The organism is Pseudoalteromonas pernae, from assembly GCF_039831865.1.
Lineage (GTDB): Bacteria > Pseudomonadota > Gammaproteobacteria > Enterobacterales > Alteromonadaceae > Pseudoalteromonas > Pseudoalteromonas pernae.
Window position 1 is genome coordinate 19,347 of record NZ_JBDODM010000008.1, and the last position, 21,637, is coordinate 40,983.

Annotated in this window: 18 protein-coding genes; 11 read left to right on the forward strand and 7 right to left on the reverse strand. The window is 44.1% G+C overall.

Annotated features, from left to right (window positions below; genetic code table 11):
- Window positions 1-162: 162 nt before the first annotated feature.
- The 3 genes from fadB to tusA all read left to right on the forward strand — a co-directional run bounded on the left by fadB (window position 163) and on the right by tusA (window position 3,838).
- Window positions 163-2,325, forward strand: a complete 2,163-nt coding sequence (fadB, locus tag V1358_RS16130) for a fatty acid oxidation complex subunit alpha FadB (RefSeq protein ID WP_347394199.1) — start codon at window positions 163-165, stop codon at window positions 2,323-2,325.
- A 2-nt stretch (window positions 2,326-2,327) separates the two neighbouring features.
- Window positions 2,328-3,491: an acetyl-CoA C-acyltransferase FadA gene (gene fadA / locus V1358_RS16135; protein ID WP_347394200.1), complete on the forward strand. Its 1,164-nt coding sequence runs from the start codon at window positions 2,328-2,330 to the stop codon at window positions 3,489-3,491.
- Between the two features lie 107 nt (window positions 3,492-3,598).
- On the forward strand, window positions 3,599-3,838 hold the full coding sequence (gene tusA, locus V1358_RS16140) for a sulfurtransferase TusA (protein ID WP_347394288.1): 240 nt from the start codon (window positions 3,599-3,601) through the stop codon (window positions 3,836-3,838).
- A gap of 27 nt (window positions 3,839-3,865) precedes the next feature.
- Here tusA and V1358_RS16145 read toward each other — a convergent pair whose 3' ends face one another.
- The 3 genes from V1358_RS16145 to glyQ form a co-directional block, all read right to left on the reverse strand.
- Window positions 3,866-4,312, reverse strand: coding sequence for an early set domain-containing protein (locus V1358_RS16145; protein WP_347391415.1), 447 nt, complete (start codon window positions 4,310-4,312; stop codon window positions 3,866-3,868).
- Window positions 4,313-4,427: 115 nt separating this feature from the next.
- Window positions 4,428-6,497: a glycine--tRNA ligase subunit beta gene (gene glyS / locus V1358_RS16150; protein ID WP_347394201.1), complete on the reverse strand. Its 2,070-nt coding sequence runs from the start codon at window positions 6,495-6,497 to the stop codon at window positions 4,428-4,430.
- Between the two features lie 8 nt (window positions 6,498-6,505).
- Window positions 6,506-7,405, reverse strand: a complete 900-nt coding sequence (gene glyQ / locus V1358_RS16155) for a glycine--tRNA ligase subunit alpha (RefSeq protein ID WP_347391417.1) — start codon at window positions 7,403-7,405, stop codon at window positions 6,506-6,508.
- 285 nt (window positions 7,406-7,690) lie between these two features.
- On the opposite strand from glyQ, the gene V1358_RS16160 reads away from it, so the two are divergent.
- On the forward strand, window positions 7,691-8,836 hold the full coding sequence (locus tag V1358_RS16160) for a S8 family serine peptidase (RefSeq protein ID WP_347391418.1): 1,146 nt from the start codon (window positions 7,691-7,693) through the stop codon (window positions 8,834-8,836).
- A gap of 71 nt (window positions 8,837-8,907) precedes the next feature.
- Here V1358_RS16160 and gyrB read toward each other — a convergent pair whose 3' ends face one another.
- The 4 genes from gyrB to dnaA are packed head-to-tail and all read right to left on the reverse strand — an operon-like array spanning window position 8,908 to window position 14,964.
- Window positions 8,908-11,334, reverse strand: a complete 2,427-nt coding sequence (gyrB, locus tag V1358_RS16165) for a DNA topoisomerase (ATP-hydrolyzing) subunit B (protein WP_347391419.1) — start codon at window positions 11,332-11,334, stop codon at window positions 8,908-8,910.
- Between the two features lie 11 nt (window positions 11,335-11,345).
- Window positions 11,346-12,437, reverse strand: coding sequence for a DNA replication/repair protein RecF (recF, locus tag V1358_RS16170; protein ID WP_347394202.1), 1,092 nt, complete (start codon window positions 12,435-12,437; stop codon window positions 11,346-11,348).
- Window positions 12,438-12,443: 6 nt separating this feature from the next.
- The gene (gene dnaN / locus V1358_RS16175) at window positions 12,444-13,547 is read right to left on the reverse strand and encodes a DNA polymerase III subunit beta (RefSeq protein WP_347394203.1); all 1,104 of its coding nucleotides are present in this window, start codon (window positions 13,545-13,547) and stop codon (window positions 12,444-12,446) included.
- A gap of 10 nt (window positions 13,548-13,557) precedes the next feature.
- On the reverse strand, window positions 13,558-14,964 hold the full coding sequence (gene dnaA, locus V1358_RS16180) for a chromosomal replication initiator protein DnaA (protein ID WP_347391422.1): 1,407 nt from the start codon (window positions 14,962-14,964) through the stop codon (window positions 13,558-13,560).
- 596 nt (window positions 14,965-15,560) lie between these two features.
- Between dnaA and rpmH the strand changes: the two genes are divergently transcribed.
- The 7 genes from rpmH (at window position 15,561) to mioC (ending at window position 21,434) form a co-directional block, all read left to right on the forward strand.
- On the forward strand, window positions 15,561-15,695 hold the full coding sequence (gene rpmH, locus V1358_RS16185; protein WP_008488847.1) for a 50S ribosomal protein L34: 135 nt from the start codon (window positions 15,561-15,563) through the stop codon (window positions 15,693-15,695).
- 6 nt (window positions 15,696-15,701) lie between these two features.
- Complete coding sequence (gene rnpA / locus V1358_RS16190; RefSeq protein ID WP_347394204.1) at window positions 15,702-16,124, forward strand: ribonuclease P protein component; 423 nt, start codon at window positions 15,702-15,704, stop codon at window positions 16,122-16,124.
- A 91-nt stretch (window positions 16,125-16,215) separates the two neighbouring features.
- Window positions 16,216-16,467, forward strand: a complete 252-nt coding sequence (gene yidD, locus V1358_RS16195; RefSeq protein ID WP_347391424.1) for a membrane protein insertion efficiency factor YidD — start codon at window positions 16,216-16,218, stop codon at window positions 16,465-16,467.
- A gap of 27 nt (window positions 16,468-16,494) precedes the next feature.
- Window positions 16,495-18,123 (forward strand): membrane protein insertase YidC, encoded by a 1,629-nt coding sequence (yidC, locus tag V1358_RS16200; protein WP_347391425.1) that lies wholly within the window; start codon window positions 16,495-16,497, stop codon window positions 18,121-18,123.
- A gap of 106 nt (window positions 18,124-18,229) precedes the next feature.
- Complete coding sequence (gene mnmE, locus V1358_RS16205; protein WP_347394205.1) at window positions 18,230-19,594, forward strand: tRNA uridine-5-carboxymethylaminomethyl(34) synthesis GTPase MnmE; 1,365 nt, start codon at window positions 18,230-18,232, stop codon at window positions 19,592-19,594.
- A 149-nt stretch (window positions 19,595-19,743) separates the two neighbouring features.
- A complete protein-coding gene (locus V1358_RS16210; protein ID WP_347394206.1) occupies window positions 19,744-20,541 on the forward strand; it encodes an isocitrate lyase/PEP mutase family protein in 798 nt (265 codons plus the stop codon).
- Between the two features lie 443 nt (window positions 20,542-20,984).
- Window positions 20,985-21,434 (forward strand): FMN-binding protein MioC, encoded by a 450-nt coding sequence (gene mioC, locus V1358_RS16215; RefSeq protein WP_347394207.1) that lies wholly within the window; start codon window positions 20,985-20,987, stop codon window positions 21,432-21,434.
- The last annotated feature ends 203 nt before the right edge of the window (window positions 21,435-21,637 follow it).

Genomic DNA, 21,637 nt, shown 5'->3' on the forward strand with positions numbered 1-21,637 from the left:
CCGCGTATAAACGTGTTTTTATCGCATCCTTTTTTCAAATTGAGTTTAACCGTATGTAAATTTTAACTTTAAATTTTCATTGCAATTTGCATTTAAAGACGCGACACTGATCTGACAACCAACTCATCGTACCAGTTTCATGTGAAACAAAGGGAGATACCCATGATATTTCAGAGCGATTCCTTTGTAGTCTCTTTTATAAAGGACCAAATTGCTGAGTTTAAGTTCACTGTACCAGGTTCAGTAAACAAGCTATCTCAGCAGACGTTAACTGATTGCCATCAGGCAATTAAAGAATTAGCCCAACGTGATGACATCAAAGGTATGGTGTTCACCAGTGACAAAGATCACTTCATCGTTGGCGCAGACATTTTCGAATTTTTACCTACTTTCCAGCGCCCAGAAGAAGAACTAGTCGGTTGGATTAAAAACGCGACCGACGTTTTTGACGCACTCGAAGACTTACCTTTCCCAACTGTGAGTGCCGTAAATGGCATGGCTCTCGGCGGTGGCTGTGAATGGATACTTGCTACAGATTTTCGTGTTGCCAGTGACTCAGCAAAAATCGGCTTACCTGAAACTAAACTAGGTATCATGCCAGGCTTTGGTGGCACAGTACGCCTACCTCGCTTAATCGGCGCTGATAACGCAATGACGTGGATCACGACAGGCCAAGAAAACCGTGCCAATGATGCGCTAAAAGTTGGTGCAGTTGATGCTGTTGTTGCAGGCGACAAACTACTTGATGCCTGTATCGGTATGCTAGAGCAAGTTATCGCTGGCAAAATCGATTGGCAAAAACGTCGAGCGCAAAAGCAAGCGCCACTAAAAATGAATAAAGTAGAGCAAGGTATGAGCTTTGCTATGGCCGAAGGTCTGGTCATGGGCAAAACCAAAGGTCATTATCCTGCTCCAGTGATGGCCGTTAAAACCATCAAAGCAGCTGCAAATATGAGTCGCGACGAGGCAATGGCACTTGAAAATGCTAACTTCGCTAAGCTAGCTAAAACCAAAGAAGCTGCGGCATTAACAGGTATTTTCTTAAGCGACCAATACATCAAAGGCAAAGCTAAGAAGCTTGCGAAACACAGTGATACCGAAATCAAACAAGCCGCAGTGCTTGGTGCGGGTATCATGGGTGGCGGTATAGCTTACCAATCAGCCTATAAAGGCACGCCCATTATCATGAAAGACATCAATCAAGGCGCACTAGACCTTGGTATGGGTGAAGCGGCAAAGTTGCTGGGTAAAAAAGTACAGCGCGGCCACATGAGTATGGATAAAATGGTCGGCGTTCTAGGCAAGATAAAACCAACGCTTAATGATGCTGATGTAACAGCAGCCGACATCATCGTTGAAGCTGTGGTTGAAAATCCAAACGTTAAAAAAGCAGTCCTCAAAGACCTTGAGAAATCAATGCCTGCAGGCACTGTACTGACTTCAAACACGTCGACTATTCGTATTGATGAACTTGCAACCGCACTTGAAAAGCCAGAAAACTTCTGTGGTATGCACTTCTTTAACCCTGTTCCACGTATGCCTTTAGTGGAAATCATCCGCGGTGAAAAGACTTCGGAAGCAACCGTGAATGCGGTTGTTGATTACGCATTAAAGCTTGGCAAGTCGCCTATCGTTGTGAATGATTGTCCAGGATTCTTCGTAAACCGCGTGCTATTCCCATACTTCGCGGGCTTCAGCAAAATGGTTAGCGAAGGTGTGAGCTTTAGCAAAATCGATAAAGTCATGGAAAACATCTTCGGCTGGCCTATGGGCCCAGCTTACCTACTCGATGTTGTGGGTATTGATACCGCATTCCATTGTACTGGCGTGATGGCTGATGGCTTCCCTGAGCGTATGGCACGTCAAGAAAAAGACCCTGTAACTATCATGGCTAATGCCGAGCGCTTTGGTCAGAAAAATGGAAAAGGGTTCTATAGCTATGCTCCGGATCGCCGTGGCCGCTTGAAGAAGAGCCAAGATGCACAAGCTCTGGAATTACTAGCACCATTATTCGACAGTGAAAAAGAGCTTGATAAGCAAGAGATCATTGACCGCTGTATGGTACCAATGATTAATGAAGTACTTCTTTGTCTACAAGAGAATATTGTTGCCTCACCACAAGAAGCTGACATGGCACTTGTTTACGGTATTGGATTCCCTCCATTCCGAGGCGGTGTATTCCGCTACCTAGACCAAATTGGTTTAGCTAACTTTGTTGCTGCAGCTGATAAATACGCGCATCTAGGCGCGATTTACCAAGTGTCTGACGAGACACGCAAGTGGGCTGATCAAGGCCGTGTGTTCTATCAAGTGGAGGGACAATAATCATGAAAAACGTTGTTATCGTAGATTGTATTCGTACACCGATGGGCCGCTCAAAAAACGGTGTGTTCCGTCACAAACGCGCTGAAGATCTCAGTGCACACTTGATGAAAGGCTTACTTGATCGTAACCCAGCCGTAGACCCTGCATCGATTGATGATATTTATTGGGGCTGCGTACAGCAAACACTAGAGCAAGGTTTTAACGTAGGCCGTAACGCTGCATTACTTGCGGGTATTCCACACTCAGTGCCTGCCGTAACGGTAAACCGACTATGTGGTTCATCAATGCAAGCACTGCATGATGCAGCACGTGCAATTATGACTGGCGCAGGTGACACATACATCATCGGTGGTGTTGAGCACATGGGCCACGTGCCGATGACTCATGGCAATGATTTCCACCCAGGTCTAGCAACATCTGTGGCGCAAGCAGCGGGTGTGATGGGCCTAACAGCTGAATACCTAGCAACACTGCATGGTATTAGCCGCCAACAACAAGATGAGTTTGGTGCTCGTTCACATCAACGCGCTCACGCTGCAACTGTTGAAGGTCGCTTCAAGAAAGAAATCTTACCGATGGAAGGCCATGACGAAAACGGCGCACTAACTTTAGTTGAAGATGACGAAGTAATTCGCCCAGAAACGACTGTTGAAGGTTTATCGCAGCTACGTCCAGTGTTCAACCCTGCTTCGGGTAGCGTAACCGCAGGTACTTCATCTGCGCTCTCTGATGGCGCATCAGCCATGTTAGTAATGAGCGAAGACAAAGCCAAAGAACTTGGATTACCAATTCGTGCTCGCGTTAAGTCTATGGCTGTAGCTGGTTGCGATCCATCAATCATGGGTTACGGTCCAGTTCCAGCAAGTAAGAAAGCGCTGCAAATGGCTGGTATCACCATTGATGACATTGATGTTGCGGAACTTAATGAAGCATTCGCTGCACAGTCACTGCCAGTGCTTAAAGATCTTGGCTTACTTGATAAAGTGGATGAAAAGGTAAACCTAAATGGTGGCGCTATCGCACTCGGCCACCCACTAGGTTGCTCTGGTTCACGTATCAGCACAACACTTATCAATATCATGGAAGAAAAGGACGCGAAATACGGCCTTGCGACCATGTGTATTGGCTTAGGACAAGGTATCGCTACTGTGTTTGAGCGTCCCTAATAACCGCTTTTGGTGACAAAAAGGCGGGATGCACACTGTGCTCCCGCCTTTTTTCTTACCCTAAATTTGGGTAAAATAGCCGTTTTACTAAGCAAGTAGTTTTCATGATGAGTTTCGACAAAGCCGATCACGTTTTAGATGCCATGGGCCTTCGATGCCCAGAGCCTGTTATGATGTTGCGTGGTACAGTGCGCAAGATGAACAATGGCGAAACTTTGCTAATTACCGCGGACGACCCGTCCACCACTCGTGACATTCCGAGCTTTTGCCGTTTTATGGACCACACCTTAGTGGCACAGCAAATAGAGCAATTGCCATATCAGTACTTAATCAAAAAAGGGCTTTAACAGCCCTTTTTAGTTAACTAATATCAGTTATTCAAACACTTGGTTTATGGTCACTAATGGCTTACTAAAGCGCGAGAAGTTAATTGATACCTTATACCAACCTTCCTCAGCTGGTGTGAAACTGAAATAGTTATAAACGCTGTTGCAATCTGCTTGGACAGGCAAGCCCACTTCTAGCTGTTTATCTAGACCTTCATCTAAATAGCCACAGTTGTAATTTTCACTCCAATCAGCATCAGCAATTTTGAATTCATACGCTTTACCCGGCGTCGATAATTTGATTCTAGTTTCATAAATGGCTGGCGCTACTTTTTGCATTTGATACTCAGGCTGCGCATCCCACAACGAAAAGTCACCGCGTAAGAACAGAGGCTTTTGCACATCATCCGCAGGAACAATGTCATTGATGCTTACAGAGCTAGAACATGCGCCCAACATCAGGGTCGCTAACACGAGAGAAATTCTTGTCTTCATTATTATTGTTTCCAAAATTGACGCACTTTTCACCAGTCTAAGAAATTAGTGCAATCGCTTCAATGGAAAAAGCCAGCTTTATGCTGGCTTTTGCGTTAAACGTGAGAAATATTCACTATTTTTGTAATACAGAGATGTCTGCTACTTGTAGGAATAATCCTTGTAACTGAGACAATAGTGCCAGACGGTTGCGTTTAATCGCTTCATCGTCGGCCATAACCATCACGTTATCGAAGAAGTCATCCACACTTTGACGAATATTCGCAAGTTCACTTAACGCTTGCTGATAATCACCCTGCTCATACATAGGAGCAAGCTTGGCTTGATAAGTCGCTACTTCTTGTGCCAGCGCTTTCTCAGGCGCTTCTTGTAATAAGCTTTGCTCGATGTCACCCGCTTCACGCACATCATTCTTGCTAAGAATGTTACCCACACGCTTATTAGCGGCTGCGAGCGCTTCTGCAGGCTCTAGAGTACGGAAGTGACTAACCGCTTTAACGCGTAGGTCAAAGTCCAGAGGCTTTGAAGGACGACGTGCAAGGACTGCTTGAATAACATCTACTTCAATCCCCTGCTCTTGATACCAAGTACGGAAACGACCCAGTAAAAACTCGAATACGTCTTGTGCAACATTTTCGTTGCTTAGCTTGTCACCAAAGAGGCTTTGCGCTTTGGCAACCACATCAAGCACGTCCAGAGGAAGTTGTTTTTCAACCATAATACGAAGCGCACCAATGGCAGCACGACGAAGTGCAAATGGGTCTTTGTCGCCTTTTGGCGCTTGACCAATACCAAAAATACCCACGAGTGTATCGAATTTATCTGCCAGTGCGACAGCGCAGCTGATAAGTGAATGAGGCAGAGCATCACCTGAGAAGCGTGGCATATACTGCTCATTCATCGCAACTGCAACCGCTTCATCTTCGCCGTCGTGACGCGCGTAGTGCATACCCATTACACCTTGGACATCGGTGAATTCCATCACCATTTCAGTCATTAAGTCTGTTTTACTCAATAAACCTGCACGCTCCGCCAGTGCTTTATCCGCGCCTAGTTGCTCAGCAATGTAACCTGACAACGCGCTGATGCGTTCTGATTTATCTTTGAGCGTACCTAGTTGCTTTTGGAAAAGAACGGTGCCAAGCGACTCTAAACGACTCTCAAGTGTCTTTTTCTTGTCCGTTTCAAAGAAGAATTGCGCATCGGCTAATCGTGGGCGTACAACTTTTTCGTTACCCGCGATTACCACGCTTGGATCTTTACTCTCAATGTTTGAAACAAATAAGAATTTATTAATGAGCTTGCCGCTTTCATCTAGTAGAGGGAAGTACTTTTGGTCATCCTTCATGGTGTAGATTAACGCTTCATCAGGCACAGCTAGGAAGCTCTCTTCAAATGAGGCGGTTAGCGTAACAGGCCACTCAACCAACGATGTCACTTCTTCAAGTAAATCTTCATCCATCGCCACTACAGCACCTAATTGCGCTGCAGCTGCTTCGATTTGATTGCGGATCATTGCCTTGCGCGTTTCGTAATCAGCGATTACGTAGGCCTTTTTCAGCTGCTCTAATGCTTCGTTAGCATTGTTTACAGTGACTTTTTCAGGGTGATGGAAACGGTGCCCTTGAAGCTGGTTGCCTACCTGCTTGCCAAGGATTTCACCGCCAACCAACGTATCACCGTAAAATACGGTCGCGGTGTGCACAGGTCGAATGAACTGAGTTTTATTTGCACCCCAGCGCATCGGCTTAGGGATAGGCAACTTAGCCAAAGCAGCATTTACAGCGTCGATAATCAGTGACTGAACACCTTGTCCAGGCACGTTCGCTGTATGCATTAGCCACTCGCCCTTATCAGTAACGTGACGACCCGCTTCACTTACATCAATGCCACAGCCACGAGCCCAACCCATTGCAGCTTTTGTCGGGTTTCCATCAGCATCAAATGCCGCTGCGATTGCCGGCCCACGCTTTTCAACAACTTTGTCAGCTTGCTTTTCATCGAGCTGCAACACCATCAAGCCTAAACGTCGAGGCGACGCGTACCACTGCACGCCTTCATGCGACAACGCGAGCTCTTCTAATTGATTTTTTAGGCCATCGGCAAATGCCTCAGCCAACGTACGCAATGATTTCGGTGGTAGCTCTTCAGTACCGATTTCTACTAATAAGTTTTGCTTTAACATGGTAATTCTTAATCCTTACACAGCGGGAAACCAAGCGCTTCACGCGCCGCGTAGTAACTCTCAGCACAGGCTTTGGATAGTGCGCGCACTCGAAGAATGTAGCGCTGACGCTCTGTGACAGAAATAGCGTGACGGGCATCAAGCAAGTTGAATGCATGCGATGCCTTCATTACCTGCTCATAGGCAGGTAAAGGTAAATTCGCCTCGATTAGCTTTTGACTTTCTTTTTCGCATTGGTCGAACTGCTTAAATAGCGCATCAACATCGGCGTATTCGAAGTTATATTTAGATTGCTCTACTTCGTTTTGGTGGAAAACATCACCGTAAGTCACTTTGCCCATAGGGCCATCGGTCCACACTAAATCATATATGCTGTCTACGCCTTGGATGTACATCGCTAGGCGTTCTAGGCCATAAGTTATCTCACCGGTAACCGGTGAACACTCTAAACCACCAACCTGCTGGAAATAAGTAAACTGCGTTACTTCCATGCCATTAAGCCATACTTCCCAACCAAGTCCCCATGCACCTAGCGTCGGAGACTCCCAGTTATCTTCTACGAAGCGTACTTCATGTTTAAGGGTGTCTATACCCATCGCAGCCAAAGAACCTAAATAGAGCTCTTGGATGTTGTCAGGCGAAGGTTTCAACACGACTTGGAATTGGTAGTAATGTTGTAAACGGTTAGGGTTCTCACCGTAACGACCATCTGTAGGGCGTCGGCATGGTTGAACATAAGCGCTCGACATTGGCTCAGGGCCAACCGCTTTTAAAAATGTGAGTGGGTGGAATGTACCCGCGCCCACCTCAAGGTCAAGCGGCTGAGCAATGACACAGCCTTGCTGCGCCCAGTAATCTTGAAGTGCAAGGATCAGGCCTTGGAATGTTTGTAAGTCGTATTTTTGCATAATGACGTTAAATTCTGCTGCTAGAGTGCGGTTTTATTGCTCACAGTATACCCGTTGCAACGGCTGGTTTTAAGCAGTTTCTGCTATTAGAGCTAGTTCACAACACACACTATGAAATGCATGACTAATATACTGAATAGTAAATTGCTGAATTTATTTTGCAATTTCTAATAACTATTTCGTATTTTTATTTGAATGAATTTGCTTTTTGTATCATTTGGCCTAAATTGTAAAATCGGTGTTAACAAATACCGTTCTGACAATAACGATTATAAAGGAAAACCAATGAACAAAACTCTCATCGCAACAGCTGTACTTGCAGCTTCAACGGGTCTCGCTAACGCTCAGCCAGCACCCGACTTTTCAGGTATGTCTGTGGAAATGGAAGTAGCCAATACATGTATCGTACGTTTCAATGACGACATTTCAAAATTCGACGTTGAAGGTAAAGCCCGTGGCATGCTGATGAAAGCACAGGCGCAAGCAAAGCATATCTACTCTAACTCGATTAAAGGTATGGCTGTAAACATGAGCTGCGACAAGGCTCGTGCGGCATTCGGTGATAATGCTGATATTATGCGCTTTACTGATGATGGTATCGCGTATGCATCACCATCAATAAATAAAGGTAAACCTGGAGGAGGTGGCGGCGGCCAATCTCAACAGACTCCTTGGAGTGTAACTCGTGTCGGTGGCCCGGTTGATGGTTCAGGCTACACAGCATGGATTTTAGATACAGGTATCGACCTCGACCACGCAGATCTTAATGTTGATACATCGAACGGTTTCAGTGCTTTCACTAGCGGTCGTAACGCGGGTATGGACGACCTAAATGGCCACGGTACGCACGTAGCGGGTACTGTTGCAGCACTTAACAATGGCATTGATGTTGTTGGTGTGGCCGCAGGTGCAACCGTGGTTCCGGTTAAAGTATTGGATGCGCGTGGCTCTGGTAGTTGGTCAGGTGTACTAGCAGGTATCGATCACGTTGGCGCAAATGCTTCAGCTGGCGATTGTGCAAACATGAGTTTAGGTGGCGGCTTCAATCAAGAGCTAAATGATGCTGTTGAAGCGGCATCACAAAACTCTGGTGCATACTTTGTAGTAGCGGCTGGTAATGAAAGCCAAAACTCGAATAACGTATCTCCTGCAAGCGCTAATGGGCCGCGAGTTTATACAATCTCAGCAACTGATAGCAGCGACCGATTTGCCAGCTTCAGTAACTTCGCTAATCCACCTGTTGATTACGCTGCGCCTGGTGTGAGCATTCTTTCTCTACGTGCTGGCGGTGGCACAACAACTATGTCTGGTACCTCTATGGCATCACCAGCTGCTTGTGCTGTGATTATGATGTCTAACGGCAACCCTGGCACCGATGGTAAAGCGATTAATGACCCTGACGGCAATGCTGATAGCATTATCCATCTGTAAGGTTTCCATACTTTGATGGTATAAAAAAAGCCCTCACAATGTGAGGGCTTTTTATTGGTAGTGACTACTTACTACACATCTAGGTTCACTACTCGTAGAGCATTTTGTTCGATAAACTCTCGACGAGGTTCAACTTGGTCACCCATTAATGTCGCAAATAATTGGTCAGCGGCAATTGCATCTTCAATCGTTACACGTAACATGCGACGAGCTGCTGGGTCCATTGTCGTTTCCCACAGCTGGTCTGGGTTCATTTCACCCAATCCTTTATAACGCTGAGTGTATAACCCTTTCTTCGAGTCTGAGATAAGCCAATCAAGCGCTTCAACAAAGTTTGCTACAGGTTGGGTTTTCTCACCACGCTGTACAACCGCACCTTCCCCAATCAACTGACCAATTTTCTCACCCGTAACACAAATACGTTGGTAGTCTTTTGACGTCAGGAAATCATGGTTAAGTACATACTTTTTATCTACCCCATGCTGGCGGATATTAACCATTGGGTAGTATAACTTGCGCTCTTCATCATAGTGAGTATGAGCACTGTAAATTGCAGCATCTTCGTCACGAACAACTAAGTCTTTAACTAGCGCTTCTGTCCATTGTAGAACTGTCGACTCGTTGCTTAGGTGCTCTTCACTGATACATGAACGGTAAATCAAGCTGTGCATCATTGCTGATGGATATTTACGTGATAAACGCTCAATAACTTTTTCAGTACTTTGATAATCGCGCACGATATTTTCTAGCGCATTGCCTTCAATAACAGCAGCGCCTTCACTCGGATACAACATAGAGCCATTCAACGCTAATGACGTAAGGTATTCAACCAAGGCATTATCGTCTTTGATGTAGCGCTCTTGCTTACCTTTCTTAATCTTATAAAGAGGTGGTTGGGCAATATATACATAGCCACGCTCGATGATTTCAGGCATTTGACGGTAGAAGAAGGTCAATAACAGCGTACGAATGTGAGAGCCATCGACGTCAGCATCCGTCATGATGATGATACGATGATAGCGAAGTTTCTCTGGGTCATATTCATCACGACCGATACCACAACCTAGTGCTGTGATAAGCGTTGCAACTTCTTGAGAAGAAAGCATCTTATCAAAGCGTGCCTTTTCTACGTTAAGGATTTTACCCTTAAGCGGCAGAATCGCTTGGTTCTTACGGTTACGCCCTTGCTTTGCAGAACCACCCGCAGAGTCACCCTCCACTATGTATAGTTCAGATTCTGCCGGGTCTTTTTCCTGACAGTCTGCAAGCTTACCTGGTAAACCAGCCAAGTCCATTGCACCTTTACGGCGTGTCATTTCACGTGCTTTTCGTGCTGCTTCACGTGCACGCGCTGCATCAATGATTTTGCCTACAACAGTTTTCGCATCCACAGGGTTTTCAAGCAAGAATTCGGTTAGCTTTTCAGCCATTGCTTGCTCAACCGCAGACTTCACTTCACTCGATACTAACTTATCTTTTGTTTGTGACGAGAACTTAGGATCCGGTACTTTAACACTCACAACAGCGGTCAAACCTTCACGAGCGTCATCACCCGTCGCATTACTGGTTGTTTTCGCTTTTTTGTTAAAGCCTTCTTTTTCCATATAGTTGTTAAGCGTACGTGTTAATGCAGCTCTAAAACCAGCAAGGTGTGTACCACCGTCACGCTGTGGAATATTGTTAGTAAAACAGAAAATGTTTTCCTGGAAGCCATCATTCCACTGCATAGAAACTTCTACGCTGATGCCATCTTCCTCACGCTCATGTGTAAAGCTAAAAACGTTTTGATGTACTGGCGTTTTCTTACGGTTTAGGTAGGCAACGAACGCTTCGATACCACCTTCATATTTGAAATGGTCACGCTTATCTTCCTCTCGCTCATCGGTCAAAATGATTGACACGCCAGAGTTCAAGAATGAAAGTTCGCGCAAGCGTTTCGCTAAAATATCATAGTGGAAATTGATATCACTGAATGTCTGTGCACTTGGCCAGAAACGAATTTCAGTACCAGTAGAGTCTGATTCACCAATCACTGCTAGTGGCGCATCAGGTTCACCCATAGAGTAAGTTTGCTTGTGTAACTTGCCACCACGACGAATCTCAAGTGCTAGCTTTTCTGACAGCGCATTAACTACTGAGACACCTACACCGTGAAGACCACCGGATACTTTATATGAGTTGTCATCGAACTTACCACCGGCGTGAAGCACAGTCATAATTACTTCAGCTGCAGACACACCTTCTTCAGGGTGCAGTTCTGTTGGGATACCACGGCCATTGTCACGAACAGATACGGAGCCATCGGTATGAATAGTGACAAAGATATCGTCACAGTATCCCGCTAATGCCTCATCGATTGAGTTGTCGACAACCTCGAATACCATGTGGTGAAGACCGGTGCCATCATCGGTGTCACCGATGTACATACCTGGTCTTTTTCGTACAGCGTCTAGTCCTTTTAGTACTTTAATACTGGATGAATCGTAATTTTCAGACATGGTTCTTCCATTTATCTTGTTATTAGTTCGCCATGTTTCACGTGGAACAATGCTTTGGGTTTATCCAATGCATCTAACACGGCGGAGACACTTTCTGGTTCAATCGTAGTGATAAATATTTGCGACTCGCAATGGGCAAGAAGTTTGCCTACTTTACCCTTTGTATCTTCACTTAACTCAGACGGTAAGTCGTCAATGAGCAAAATAGATTGCTTACCTGTCTCTTGTTCTATTAAGCTATTTTGCGCTACTTTGAGCGCATATAAAAGCAATTTTAACTGCCCTCTTGAGAAGGCATTCTCTACTAAGCCGAGCGATGTTTTTATCGTTAGGTCGGCCTTGTGTGGACCCTTAGAGGTATACCCCCTCATCAGATCGCTTTCCCTATTTTGCTTCAATACTTCAAGCAAGGACTCTTTCGATTTCCAACCTTGGTCAAAAACGATTTCAAGGTCATTCAATAACTCTAATTCTGTACACAGTCTATCAAAAAAAAGCGTCTTAAACCTCTCTATATAAGACTCTCTTAACTGTGTTATTTTCTCGGCAAGTCGGACAAACTCTTTGTCCCACACCGCTAACATACTGTGCAATTCCCTAGGCTTACTTTTCAAAAGAGCATTTCGTTGCTTGAGTACTTTATTGAAATTCTGCCAATGAACGAAAAATTCATGTTCCACGTGGAACACGCCCAAATCAACAAACGACCTTCTCTCTTTTGGGCCACCGAAAAAAAAGGAATAGCTATCAGGCGTAATGACTTGCACAGGTAAAACTTGCGCTAAATCGGAAATCCTACGGCTTGGCTTGCCCTGAATCTTTATTAGCGTCTCGCCTTGGGAGTTCTTTTGCAGCCCAAGTGGAATAGTTAAATTATTGGACCGCTTTTTGGCATGAAGAACAAATTTCTCCGCACCTTCACGAATGACGGTTCGGTGCTTACTCGTTCGAAATGAACGCCCATGGGAAAGAAAATAAATAGCTTCGAGTAAGCTTGTTTTACCGCTGCCGTTTTCGCCAAAAATAATATTGATACATTGTGGAGAAAAAGACGCAGCCTCAATATTTCGAAAACTACTGAGGCTGAAAGAAGTAATGCTCATTGCAACCTACAGGCGCATAGGCATAACTACGTATAGCGCTTCGCTATCTCCAGACGCTTCCATTAACGCGCTACTATTAGAGTCAGCCAGAGTAATCGAGACGTCTTCAGTCTTTATGGTATTAAGCACATCAAGCAAATAAGAGACATTAAAGCCGATTTCAAGGTCGTCGCCTTGATACATAACCTCGATCACCTCTTCTGCCTGCTCTTGTTCAGGGTTATTAGCACTGACTTTAAGCATGCCCGAACTAAGGTTCAAACGAACTCCTCTGAACTTCTCATTCGACAATATAGACACGCGGTGCAATGCATTGCGAAGCCATTCACGGTTGGCAACAATAATCTTATCTCCACCGCGCGGTAGAACGCGACGATAGTCAGGGAATCGACCATCAACTAACTTACTGGTAAAAGTAAATTCAGCGTCTGTAATACGAATATGGTTCGCACCAAATTGGATAGTCACTGGCTGGTCATCAGCAGGCATCAAGCGCATTATTTCTTGAACACCCTTACGCGGAACAATTAACTGACGCTGGCTATTGAGTGATTGTGGCAATTTCTTTTGCGCTAGCGCCAAACGATGCCCGTCTGTGGCAACAGTTTTAATTTCATCGTTTTCTAACTCAAATGACATGCCATTTAAGTAATAGCGAACATCTTGGTTGGCCATTGAGAAGTGCGTACTCTCAAGCAACTTTCGCAACTCTAAGCGACTTAATTGAAACTCAACTTCACCGTCCCACTGTTCAAGATTAGGAAAATCTTCAGCAGCCAAAGACAATAATGCAAATCGACTTTGCCCAGATGTAAGAATAACTTGGTGTTCTTGTGAGCTCAATGTGATGTCGCTACCGTCAGGAAGGCTCTTACAAATATCGAGAAGCTTCTTCGCCGGCAACGTGATTTTGGTATCTGCACTAGGTTGCTCTAATGCCACAGAAGCGACCAATTCAATTTCCAAATCAGTTCCAGTCATATATAAATGACCATCCCGCACTTCAAGAAGTACATTTGAAAGTACAGGTAGCGTGTGCTTGCGCTCAATAGCGCCTGAAACCTGCATTAATGGCTTTAAAAACTGATCTCTAGCGATAGTAATTTGCATAAGGGCAACCTTAAGATGACAAAGTTCTTATTAGATTTTGGTAGTCTTCTTTTACTTCATGACTTTCGTCACGTAACGATTTTACTTTACGACAAGCGTGCAAAACCGTGGTGTGATCACGTCCACCGAAGGCATCACCTATCTCTGGTAAACTGTGGTTAGTTAATTCTTTAGACAACGCCATCGCTACCTGACGAGGACGCGCAACTGAGCGACTACGACGCTTAGAAAGCAAATCAGAAACGCGAATACGGTAGTACTCAGCCACTGTGCGTTGAATATTATCTATGGTTACGAGTTTATCTTGTAACGCAAGCAAATCTCGCAATGCTTCTTTTACGAAGTCGATAGAAATTGGACGGCCAGTAAAATTAGCATTCGCAATAACTCGGTTCAAAGCCCCTTCTAACTCACGTACGTTCGAACGTAATTTCTTAGCGATAAAGAAGGCAACTTCATGAGGTAGGTTAATTTTACTTTGCTGCGCCTTTTTCATAAGAATGGCGACACGCGTTTCTAACTCAGGTGGTTCAATTGCAATAGTCAAACCCCAGCCGAAGCGAGACTTAAGTCTGTCTTCAACCCCTTCAATCTCTTTAGGATAGCGGTCAGAAGTCAAAATAATTTGTTGATTACCTTCAAGTAAAGCATTGAAAGTATGGAAGAATTCTTCTTGAGAACGTTCTTTGTTAGCAAAAAATTGAATGTCATCGATAAGCAATGCATCAACGCTACGGTAGTAACGTTTAAATTCTTCAATGGCATTGTTTTGCAGCGCTTTAACCATGTCTTGAACAAAACGCTCTGAGTGCATATAAACAATTTTTGCGTTTTCTTTCTTAGCTAAAATGCCATTGCCCACAGCATGCAACAGGTGTGTTTTACCCAAACCTGTACCGCCATATATAAAAACGGGGTTAAAGGCTGAACCAGGATTATCTGCAACTTGTGTCGCGGCAGCTTTCGCTAACTGGTTTGACTTACCTTCAACAAAGTTATCGAAGGTGTAATTCTCTTTGATGTTGGATTTATACTGCGATTTCGGCGCTGGCTCAACAGTCGCTGCTGGCGCAGGCTTTACAGCTGCAGCCGGTCTAACGCTATTAGTATGGCCATTATTATCTATGCTAGTGGCACCATTAGTCGTTGCCTGCGATGAAGTAGCTATAATAGGCTTACTGCCTACATCAAAACGTAACTCTGGTGCTTCATCACCACAAATCTCAACCAGCAATTCGTTGATTCGGTTTAAGTACTTCTCTCTTACCCAATCAAGAACGAAGCGGTTCGGAGCATATATAGTTAAGGTATCATCTGTACTTTCAGCCTGAAGGGGTCTAACCCACATACTAAACTGCTGCGATGGCAATTCATCCTGCAACACATATAAACAACTTTGCCAAACAGACAGATACACAGTGTACTCCCGAAAAGAAATGTTATGATGTTCGTTCATCACGAATTGGCTAAAAATTAGCTCTTGTTATAATCCCAAATTCGCACTTTTTGCGATCCGGTCGTCCATTATGACGCCTATTTATCCACAACTTCAATATTGATTTTTAATTAAAATCTGTTCTTCATACCTAAAAAGAATAAACGACTGATTTAATTAGTTATTTATTTTAAAAAAAGAATCAAAATTAACGCTTTACAAAAGCCTGATCTTGATCTGATGAGAGGATCAAAGAGGGTTATTCAGGGGATTTATGCACTTTTTGAACAAGGCCTGTGGAAAACTTTATATTTAAGCTGATCTTTTTTGGATCAAACGGTATGATCCCGCCGATGTGTCGTTTCGAGAATGGCAATTTAGAGTACAAGACATGTACGAATATAATTGACTTTGCTTCCCTCTATCTATAAAATCTCGCGCTCGCTAAGGCACCATTGAATGTCCCATTGGATTCTCTCGGTGAGAAGACTTGGCATTATTTATGATGTGTTAGCGTCTGAGTGAGGATCGCGACCCACACAGAGAATTTAAACCTTAACCGATCGGATGGAATTGTTATGAAAAGAACTTTTCAACCAAGCGTATTAAAGCGTAAGCGTACTCACGGTTTCCGTGCACGTATGGCTACAGCTAACGGCCGTAAAGTACTAGCACGTCGTCGTGCTAAAGGCCGTAAAGTTCTTTCTGCTTAATATTTAGTGGAAGACTTTCGCTTTAGCAGGGAGTTACGTCTGTTAACTCCCTCGCATTACTCCCGCATTTTTAATGAGCCTGCTCGGGCTGCAACTTCTCTCTTTACTCTATTAGCAAAACCAAATTCTGAAGACCATCCTCGCTTGGGTTTAACAGTTGCTAAAAAGAATGTAAAAAAAGCTAACCAACGTAATCGCATCAAACGCATTGCTCGTGAGAGTTTCCGACTGCACCAACATAAACTCGATAACATTGATATCGTCCTTATGGTTAAGCGCGGCATCGATGAACAATCAAACGAAGAAATCCGTAAAGATCTCGATAAGCTTTGGCGCAAAATAAATGAACGTTGTAAGCCAGGTTACAAGCCACCACCACGCAGACATCACAAAAAGCGCGACAATACTTCGCAAAAGCGCGGTAGATAATAGAATTTACCTAGGTTTTCAGGTATCTTTAGCTCACCTTTTAATCGACTAACTGAGTATTCACTATATCGACTCAGTGTTGCGGGCATTTATGTTAGCTTTCATATTAGCAATACCTAAAAATACCCTCATTGCTGTAATAAAGGTCTATCAAAAGTGGATCAGTCCAATGCTTGGGCCAAATTGTCGCTTTAATCCAAGCTGCTCTTCATATGCCTTGCAAGCTATAAAACTGCATGGTGCAATAAAAGGCAGTTGGTTGGCAGCAAAACGAATAGTAAAATGCCACCCTTTACACGCCGGAGGGGATGATCCCGTTCCAGGCAAACGTAATCACCATTAATCTTAACAACGAGAAATAAGAGCTGTTATGGAATCGCAACGCACGTTTTTATTTATCGGCCTGTTGTTGGTGTCATTTTTATTGTTTCAAGAGTGGAACAATGATTATAACCAACCAGCAAACAGTCCTAGTGCTCAAACACAAAACCAAGTTCAGAACGATGCTGGACAATCGGACGTACCAAATTCAGATATCGCTGAGCCATTAGCATCGACTTCTGCGAACCAAAAAGTTATTACGGTAACAACAGGTGTTTTCGCAGTTAAAATCGACACGCTTGGTGGTGACATTATTGAAGCTAAGTTACTTCAGCACGCTGAAACACACGGTAGCGATGAACCATATCTACTATTAGGCAAATTCGACAATAACGAATACTTCGCACAAAGTGGTTTGATTGGCCTTAACGGCCCAGACGCACGTAAAGAAGGTCGTCCTGTTTACGAAAGTGCTCAGCAAAGCTACACAATGACAGGTGATACTTTAGTTGTGCCACTTACGTTTGTTGATAGCCAAGGCGTTAGTTTCACCAAAACGTATACCTTCTACAAAGATCGTTACGATGTGACGCTAGATTACGACATCCAAAACACCACAGCAGCACCTGTACAAGTACAGCTTTACACGCAAGTAAAGCGTACCGTGCAAGACAAAGGCAGCTTGATTGATCAAAGCTATCTAGGCGGTGCGTACGGCACAGATGAAGTGAACTACGAGAAATACTCGTTCGACGACATCAAAGACAAAGAGTTAAAAGAAGTAACACAAGGTGGTTACGTGGCGTTCCTTCAGCACTACTTCGTAAGTGCTTGGGTACCAGCGCAAGATCAAACAAACACCGTTTACATGCGCCTTCCGACTGCCAGCATCGCGCAAATAGGTATCAAATCAGAGCCTGTAAATATTGCGCCAGCTAGCTCAGCGAACTTTGAGTCGACCTACTACATGGGTCCAAAAGACACAGCCGCGCTTGAAGCAATTCACCCTAATCTTGACCTTGCGGTGGACTATGGTTGGTTATGGTTTATCTCTCAACCGCTACTCTCGCTATTGAAGTTCTTATATAGCTTCCTAGGAAACTGGGGTCTAGCGATTATTGCAATCACGGTCTTGATGAAAACAGCACTGTACCCGTTAACCAAAGCGCAATACACATCAATGGCTAAAATGCGTGCATTACAGCCTAAGATGCAAGCACTAAAAGAGCGCTACGGTGATGACCGCCAGAAGTTTGGTCAAGCGATGATGGAAATGTACCGCAAGGAAAAAGTAAACCCTATGGGCGGCTGTTTCCCACTGTTGCTGCAAATGCCAATCTTCCTAGCTTTGTTCTATGTATTCCTAGAATCACCAGAGCTACGCCACGCTGAATTTGGTTTATGGTTAACAGACTTATCATCAAAAGACCCTTACTACGTGCTTCCGGTTCTGTTCGGTGCAAGTATGTTCTTGATGCAAAAGCTACAGCCAATGACTGTTACCGATCCTATGCAACAGAAGATGATGACATGGATGCCGGTATTCTTCTCTGTATTCTTCCTGTGGTTCCCATCAGGTCTAGTACTTTACTGGTTGGTTTCAAACCTTATCTCTATCGCACAGATGCTAATCATCTACCGCGGTATGGAGAAACAAGGCATCAAAGTTCGCGGTTAACGCCCAACTTTATTGCTCGAATAAAAGCGGCTTCATAGCCGCTTTTTTATTGTTTATTGCCACATTAGGTTACAATACTCACATTACAGCTTCGACGAGTTACTCTATGCATTCTCAAGACACTATTGTTGCCCAAGCCACCGCTCCCGGACGAGGTGGTGTCGGTATAATTCGCGTTTCAGGCAGCCTTGCAACTCAGGTCGCCGAACGTATTATTGGCCATTGCCCTAAAACCCGCTACGCCGAATACGTGCCTTTTCACGGATTGAACAAAGAACAATTAGACCAAGGCATCGCGCTATTTTTCAAAGGCCCTAATTCGTTTACTGGCGAAGATGTACTCGAACTACAAGGGCATGGCGGACCAATCATTCTTGATATGCTGCTACGAGAAATCGCGGAGCTTGAAGGAGTTCGCCTTGCTAAGCCTGGTGAATTCTCAGAACGTGCATTCTTAAACGACAAACTCGATTTAACGCAAGCAGAGGCAATAGCCGATTTAATTAATGCTACCTCTGAACAGGCTGCGAAAAGTGCTCTTCACTCGCTTCAAGGCGAATTTTCAAACCACATCACCCAATTAGTGGAACAAGTTATTCACCTGCGCATGTACGTTGAAGCGGCTATCGATTTCCCTGACGAAGAAATCGACTTCTTGAGCGATGGTAAAGTAGCTGGAGACCTGCAAAAAATCCTCGATCAAGTACACAGCGTGCAACAACAAGCAAAACAAGGCAGCATTATTCGTGATGGTATGCGCGTGGTCATCGCAGGACGACCAAATGCGGGGAAATCTAGCCTATTGAACGCTCTTGCAGGTCGTGATGCGGCCATCGTAACCGACATCGCAGGTACGACCCGTGATGTACTTAAAGAACATATTCATATTGATGGCATGCCGCTGCATATTATCGATACAGCAGGCTTGCGTGAAAGCCCAGATAAAGTAGAACAAATTGGTATTGAGCGTGCGTGGGAAGAAATTAATCAAGCTGATCGCGTGTTGTTTATGGTGGATGCCCAAGACACTGACGCCTGTAAACCAGAGGAAATCTGGCCAGAATTTGTAGCCCAACTACCGAACAACATGGGTATCACCGTAATCCGCAATAAAGTAGATATCAGCGGTGAAAAAATTGGCTTTGATGACTCAGGAGAGTCACCTGTATTACGCCTTAGCGCCAAAGAAGGCTTGGGCATAGACCTAGTACGAGAGCACTTGAAGGCCTGTATAGGCTTTGAGGGCACTCAAGAAGGCAGCTTTATGGCACGCCGCCGCCACCTCGATGCATTAGAGCGTGCGCAACATCATTTGGTTATCGGTCAAGAGCAGTTAGAAGCACATATAGCCGGCGAAATACTGGCTGAAGAACTGCGCCTAGCTCAGCAATACCTTAATGAAATAACCGGTGAGTTCACTTCTGACGATCTGCTTGGCAAAATATTCAGCTCGTTCTGTATCGGTAAATAATTAAAATTAAACAAGCCCACACCATAGTGGGCTTTTTTTCGACAACGTTGATCATTTCTATTTAGCCTATTCAGTGACGGATACGGCCAGCTTCGCGTTACAGCATCTTTTACAGTAAATACTCATTTATTTATTAGTAAGGAATGCACATGTCTCATTCACGCCTATTTAGGGAACTCCATACACAGCAACAGCCACTGCTCATTGCCAACTGTTGGGATCCACTATCAGCTCTCGTGCTCGAGCAATCAGGAGCTCCAGCAGTGGCAACTACAAGTTGGGGAATGTCAAATCACCAAGGGCTGGTGGACGGCGAAAAACTCACATTTGAGCACGTCTACAACACAGTGAAAGCCATCTTACAGGTGATCACCATTCCGCTTAGTGTGGATATAGAGGCAGGATACAGTGATGATCATAACGAAATCATCACTCATGTATTGGCACTGGCTAAACTGGGGGTTGCGGGGATCAACATAGAAGACAAACCTAGCAGTAGAGAATCACTTAGAAAGACTGGTGAGCATCAAAAACTTATTCGCACATTGAAAGCAGAGCTACATAAACATGGCTTTGCCGAGTTTTTCGTTAATGCCCGATGTGATCTTTGCCTGCAAAGCTCTTGGCAAAAGTCACAGCTATATTCGCGCGCCAAAGCCTATCAAGATGCTGGCGCTGATGGCTTCTTTATCCCTGGTCTAAAAGATCCCGCCATGCTTGTAGAGCTAACCGAGCAGCTAATCATCCCAGTCAATGTTATGCTACTTGCCAATTTTTGCGATTTAGAACAACTCTCGGAACTGGGGATACAGCGAATTTCGACAGGAAATGCCCTAAGCGATCACCTACTCACTCAACTTGAATCGTGTGCCCAAGCACTCACTAACACCAAAAACCTCAGCTTTTTATTTGAAAATAACGTCCAAACCAGATTTATCTCAGCCTAAAGACACAATGGATCATGCCTCTTTACACAAACGAGTGCATGATCTGCTCTTTTTTAGCTCACAAAAAGACCAAATTAAGAAAAAATACGATATTTATAGACGCTTTAGATCTATATAAGAGATTTTTAAGATCTAAAAAAAGATGGATTTGGTGAACTCTTGATCATTATCCACACCCGTTTCATACACACCCTCTAAAATGCACTGAATTAGCTGAAATAAAGGTAAAATCCTTATTTTTGATGAACGGGTTTGACATTTTAACCTAAGCTTATCGACTTTTTATCAACAGTTTAAGTTTAAATTAAAGCTATATATATCATTAAGTTACTATTTTAATAAACAGTGTTGAGATGATTAAACAATTCACAATCCATGAGATCAATTGAGCATATTTACAGATCAGGTATCATGAGCGGCAATTATCACAGGGCGTAACAAGCATGAGCCAGTTGGAAATTATTATTGGAAGCCAAATGGGCGGCACAGAATATGTCGCAGAACATCTTGATAACTTACTAAAAGATCAAGGTATTACTAGCCAATTACACGAACAGCCGGATCTCAATGACATCAACCTTGATGCAACTTGGTTGATCTGTACATCCACCCACGGCGCAGGTGACTACCCAGATAATTTACTGACGTTTATCGATCAAATTAATGCACAATTAGCCTTAAATCAGATCCAATTCGCAGTTATTGGCGTCGGTGACTCAAGTTACGACACCTTTAATTATGCGGCTAAGAACCTAGTGGCGTTATTAAAGAGCAAAGGTGCTAAACAGTTACTCCCGCATCTAGAGATAGATATATTAGCCGATGATTTACCCGAAGATACAGCTGAAAATTGGCTGCCCGAGCTGCTCAATGCGCTTGAAAAGGGCAAATAGATCTTACCCAAAAGTTATTCACAAAATATGTAGAAGTTAGATCGGATTGTGGATAAAAGCTTAGTATCTTGCGATCTTACCGATGATTATGCACTTGATAAGATCTAAGCCGAATTAGCTTGTGAATAAAATAGCGAGTTGATCAGAGGTTTTAAGCCCTTAGATCCGATCATATCTACAGGTGTAGAGATCGCTTAATATTA

What these genes read in the sequence shown, in the direction of transcription:
- V1358_RS16210 (WP_347394206.1), top strand. Translation starts at nt 19,744, where the DNA reads ATGTCTCATTCACGCCTATTTAGGGAACTCCATACACAGCAACAGCCA.
- tusA (WP_347394288.1), top strand. Translation starts at nt 3,599, where the DNA reads ATGAGTTTCGACAAAGCCGATCACGTTTTAGATGCCATGGGCCTTCGA.
- glyS (WP_347394201.1), bottom strand. Translation starts at nt 6,497, where the DNA reads ATGTTAAAGCAAAACTTATTAGTAGAAATCGGTACTGAAGAGCTACCA.
- mioC (WP_347394207.1), top strand. Translation starts at nt 20,985, where the DNA reads ATGAGCCAGTTGGAAATTATTATTGGAAGCCAAATGGGCGGCACAGAA.
- yidC (WP_347391425.1), top strand. Translation starts at nt 16,495, where the DNA reads ATGGAATCGCAACGCACGTTTTTATTTATCGGCCTGTTGTTGGTGTCA.
- V1358_RS16160 (WP_347391418.1), top strand. Translation starts at nt 7,691, where the DNA reads ATGAACAAAACTCTCATCGCAACAGCTGTACTTGCAGCTTCAACGGGT.
- V1358_RS16145 (WP_347391415.1), bottom strand. Translation starts at nt 4,312, where the DNA reads ATGAAGACAAGAATTTCTCTCGTGTTAGCGACCCTGATGTTGGGCGCA.
- mnmE (WP_347394205.1), top strand. Translation starts at nt 18,230, where the DNA reads ATGCATTCTCAAGACACTATTGTTGCCCAAGCCACCGCTCCCGGACGA.
- fadB (WP_347394199.1), top strand. Translation starts at nt 163, where the DNA reads ATGATATTTCAGAGCGATTCCTTTGTAGTCTCTTTTATAAAGGACCAA.
- dnaN (WP_347394203.1), bottom strand. Translation starts at nt 13,547, where the DNA reads ATGCAAATTACTATCGCTAGAGATCAGTTTTTAAAGCCATTAATGCAG.
- fadA (WP_347394200.1), top strand. Translation starts at nt 2,328, where the DNA reads ATGAAAAACGTTGTTATCGTAGATTGTATTCGTACACCGATGGGCCGC.
- yidD (WP_347391424.1), top strand. Translation starts at nt 16,216, where the DNA reads ATGTTAGCTTTCATATTAGCAATACCTAAAAATACCCTCATTGCTGTA.
- gyrB (WP_347391419.1), bottom strand. Translation starts at nt 11,334, where the DNA reads ATGTCTGAAAATTACGATTCATCCAGTATTAAAGTACTAAAAGGACTA.
- rpmH (WP_008488847.1), top strand. Translation starts at nt 15,561, where the DNA reads ATGAAAAGAACTTTTCAACCAAGCGTATTAAAGCGTAAGCGTACTCAC.
- recF (WP_347394202.1), bottom strand. Translation starts at nt 12,437, where the DNA reads ATGAGCATTACTTCTTTCAGCCTCAGTAGTTTTCGAAATATTGAGGCT.
- glyQ (WP_347391417.1), bottom strand. Translation starts at nt 7,405, where the DNA reads ATGCAAAAATACGACTTACAAACATTCCAAGGCCTGATCCTTGCACTT.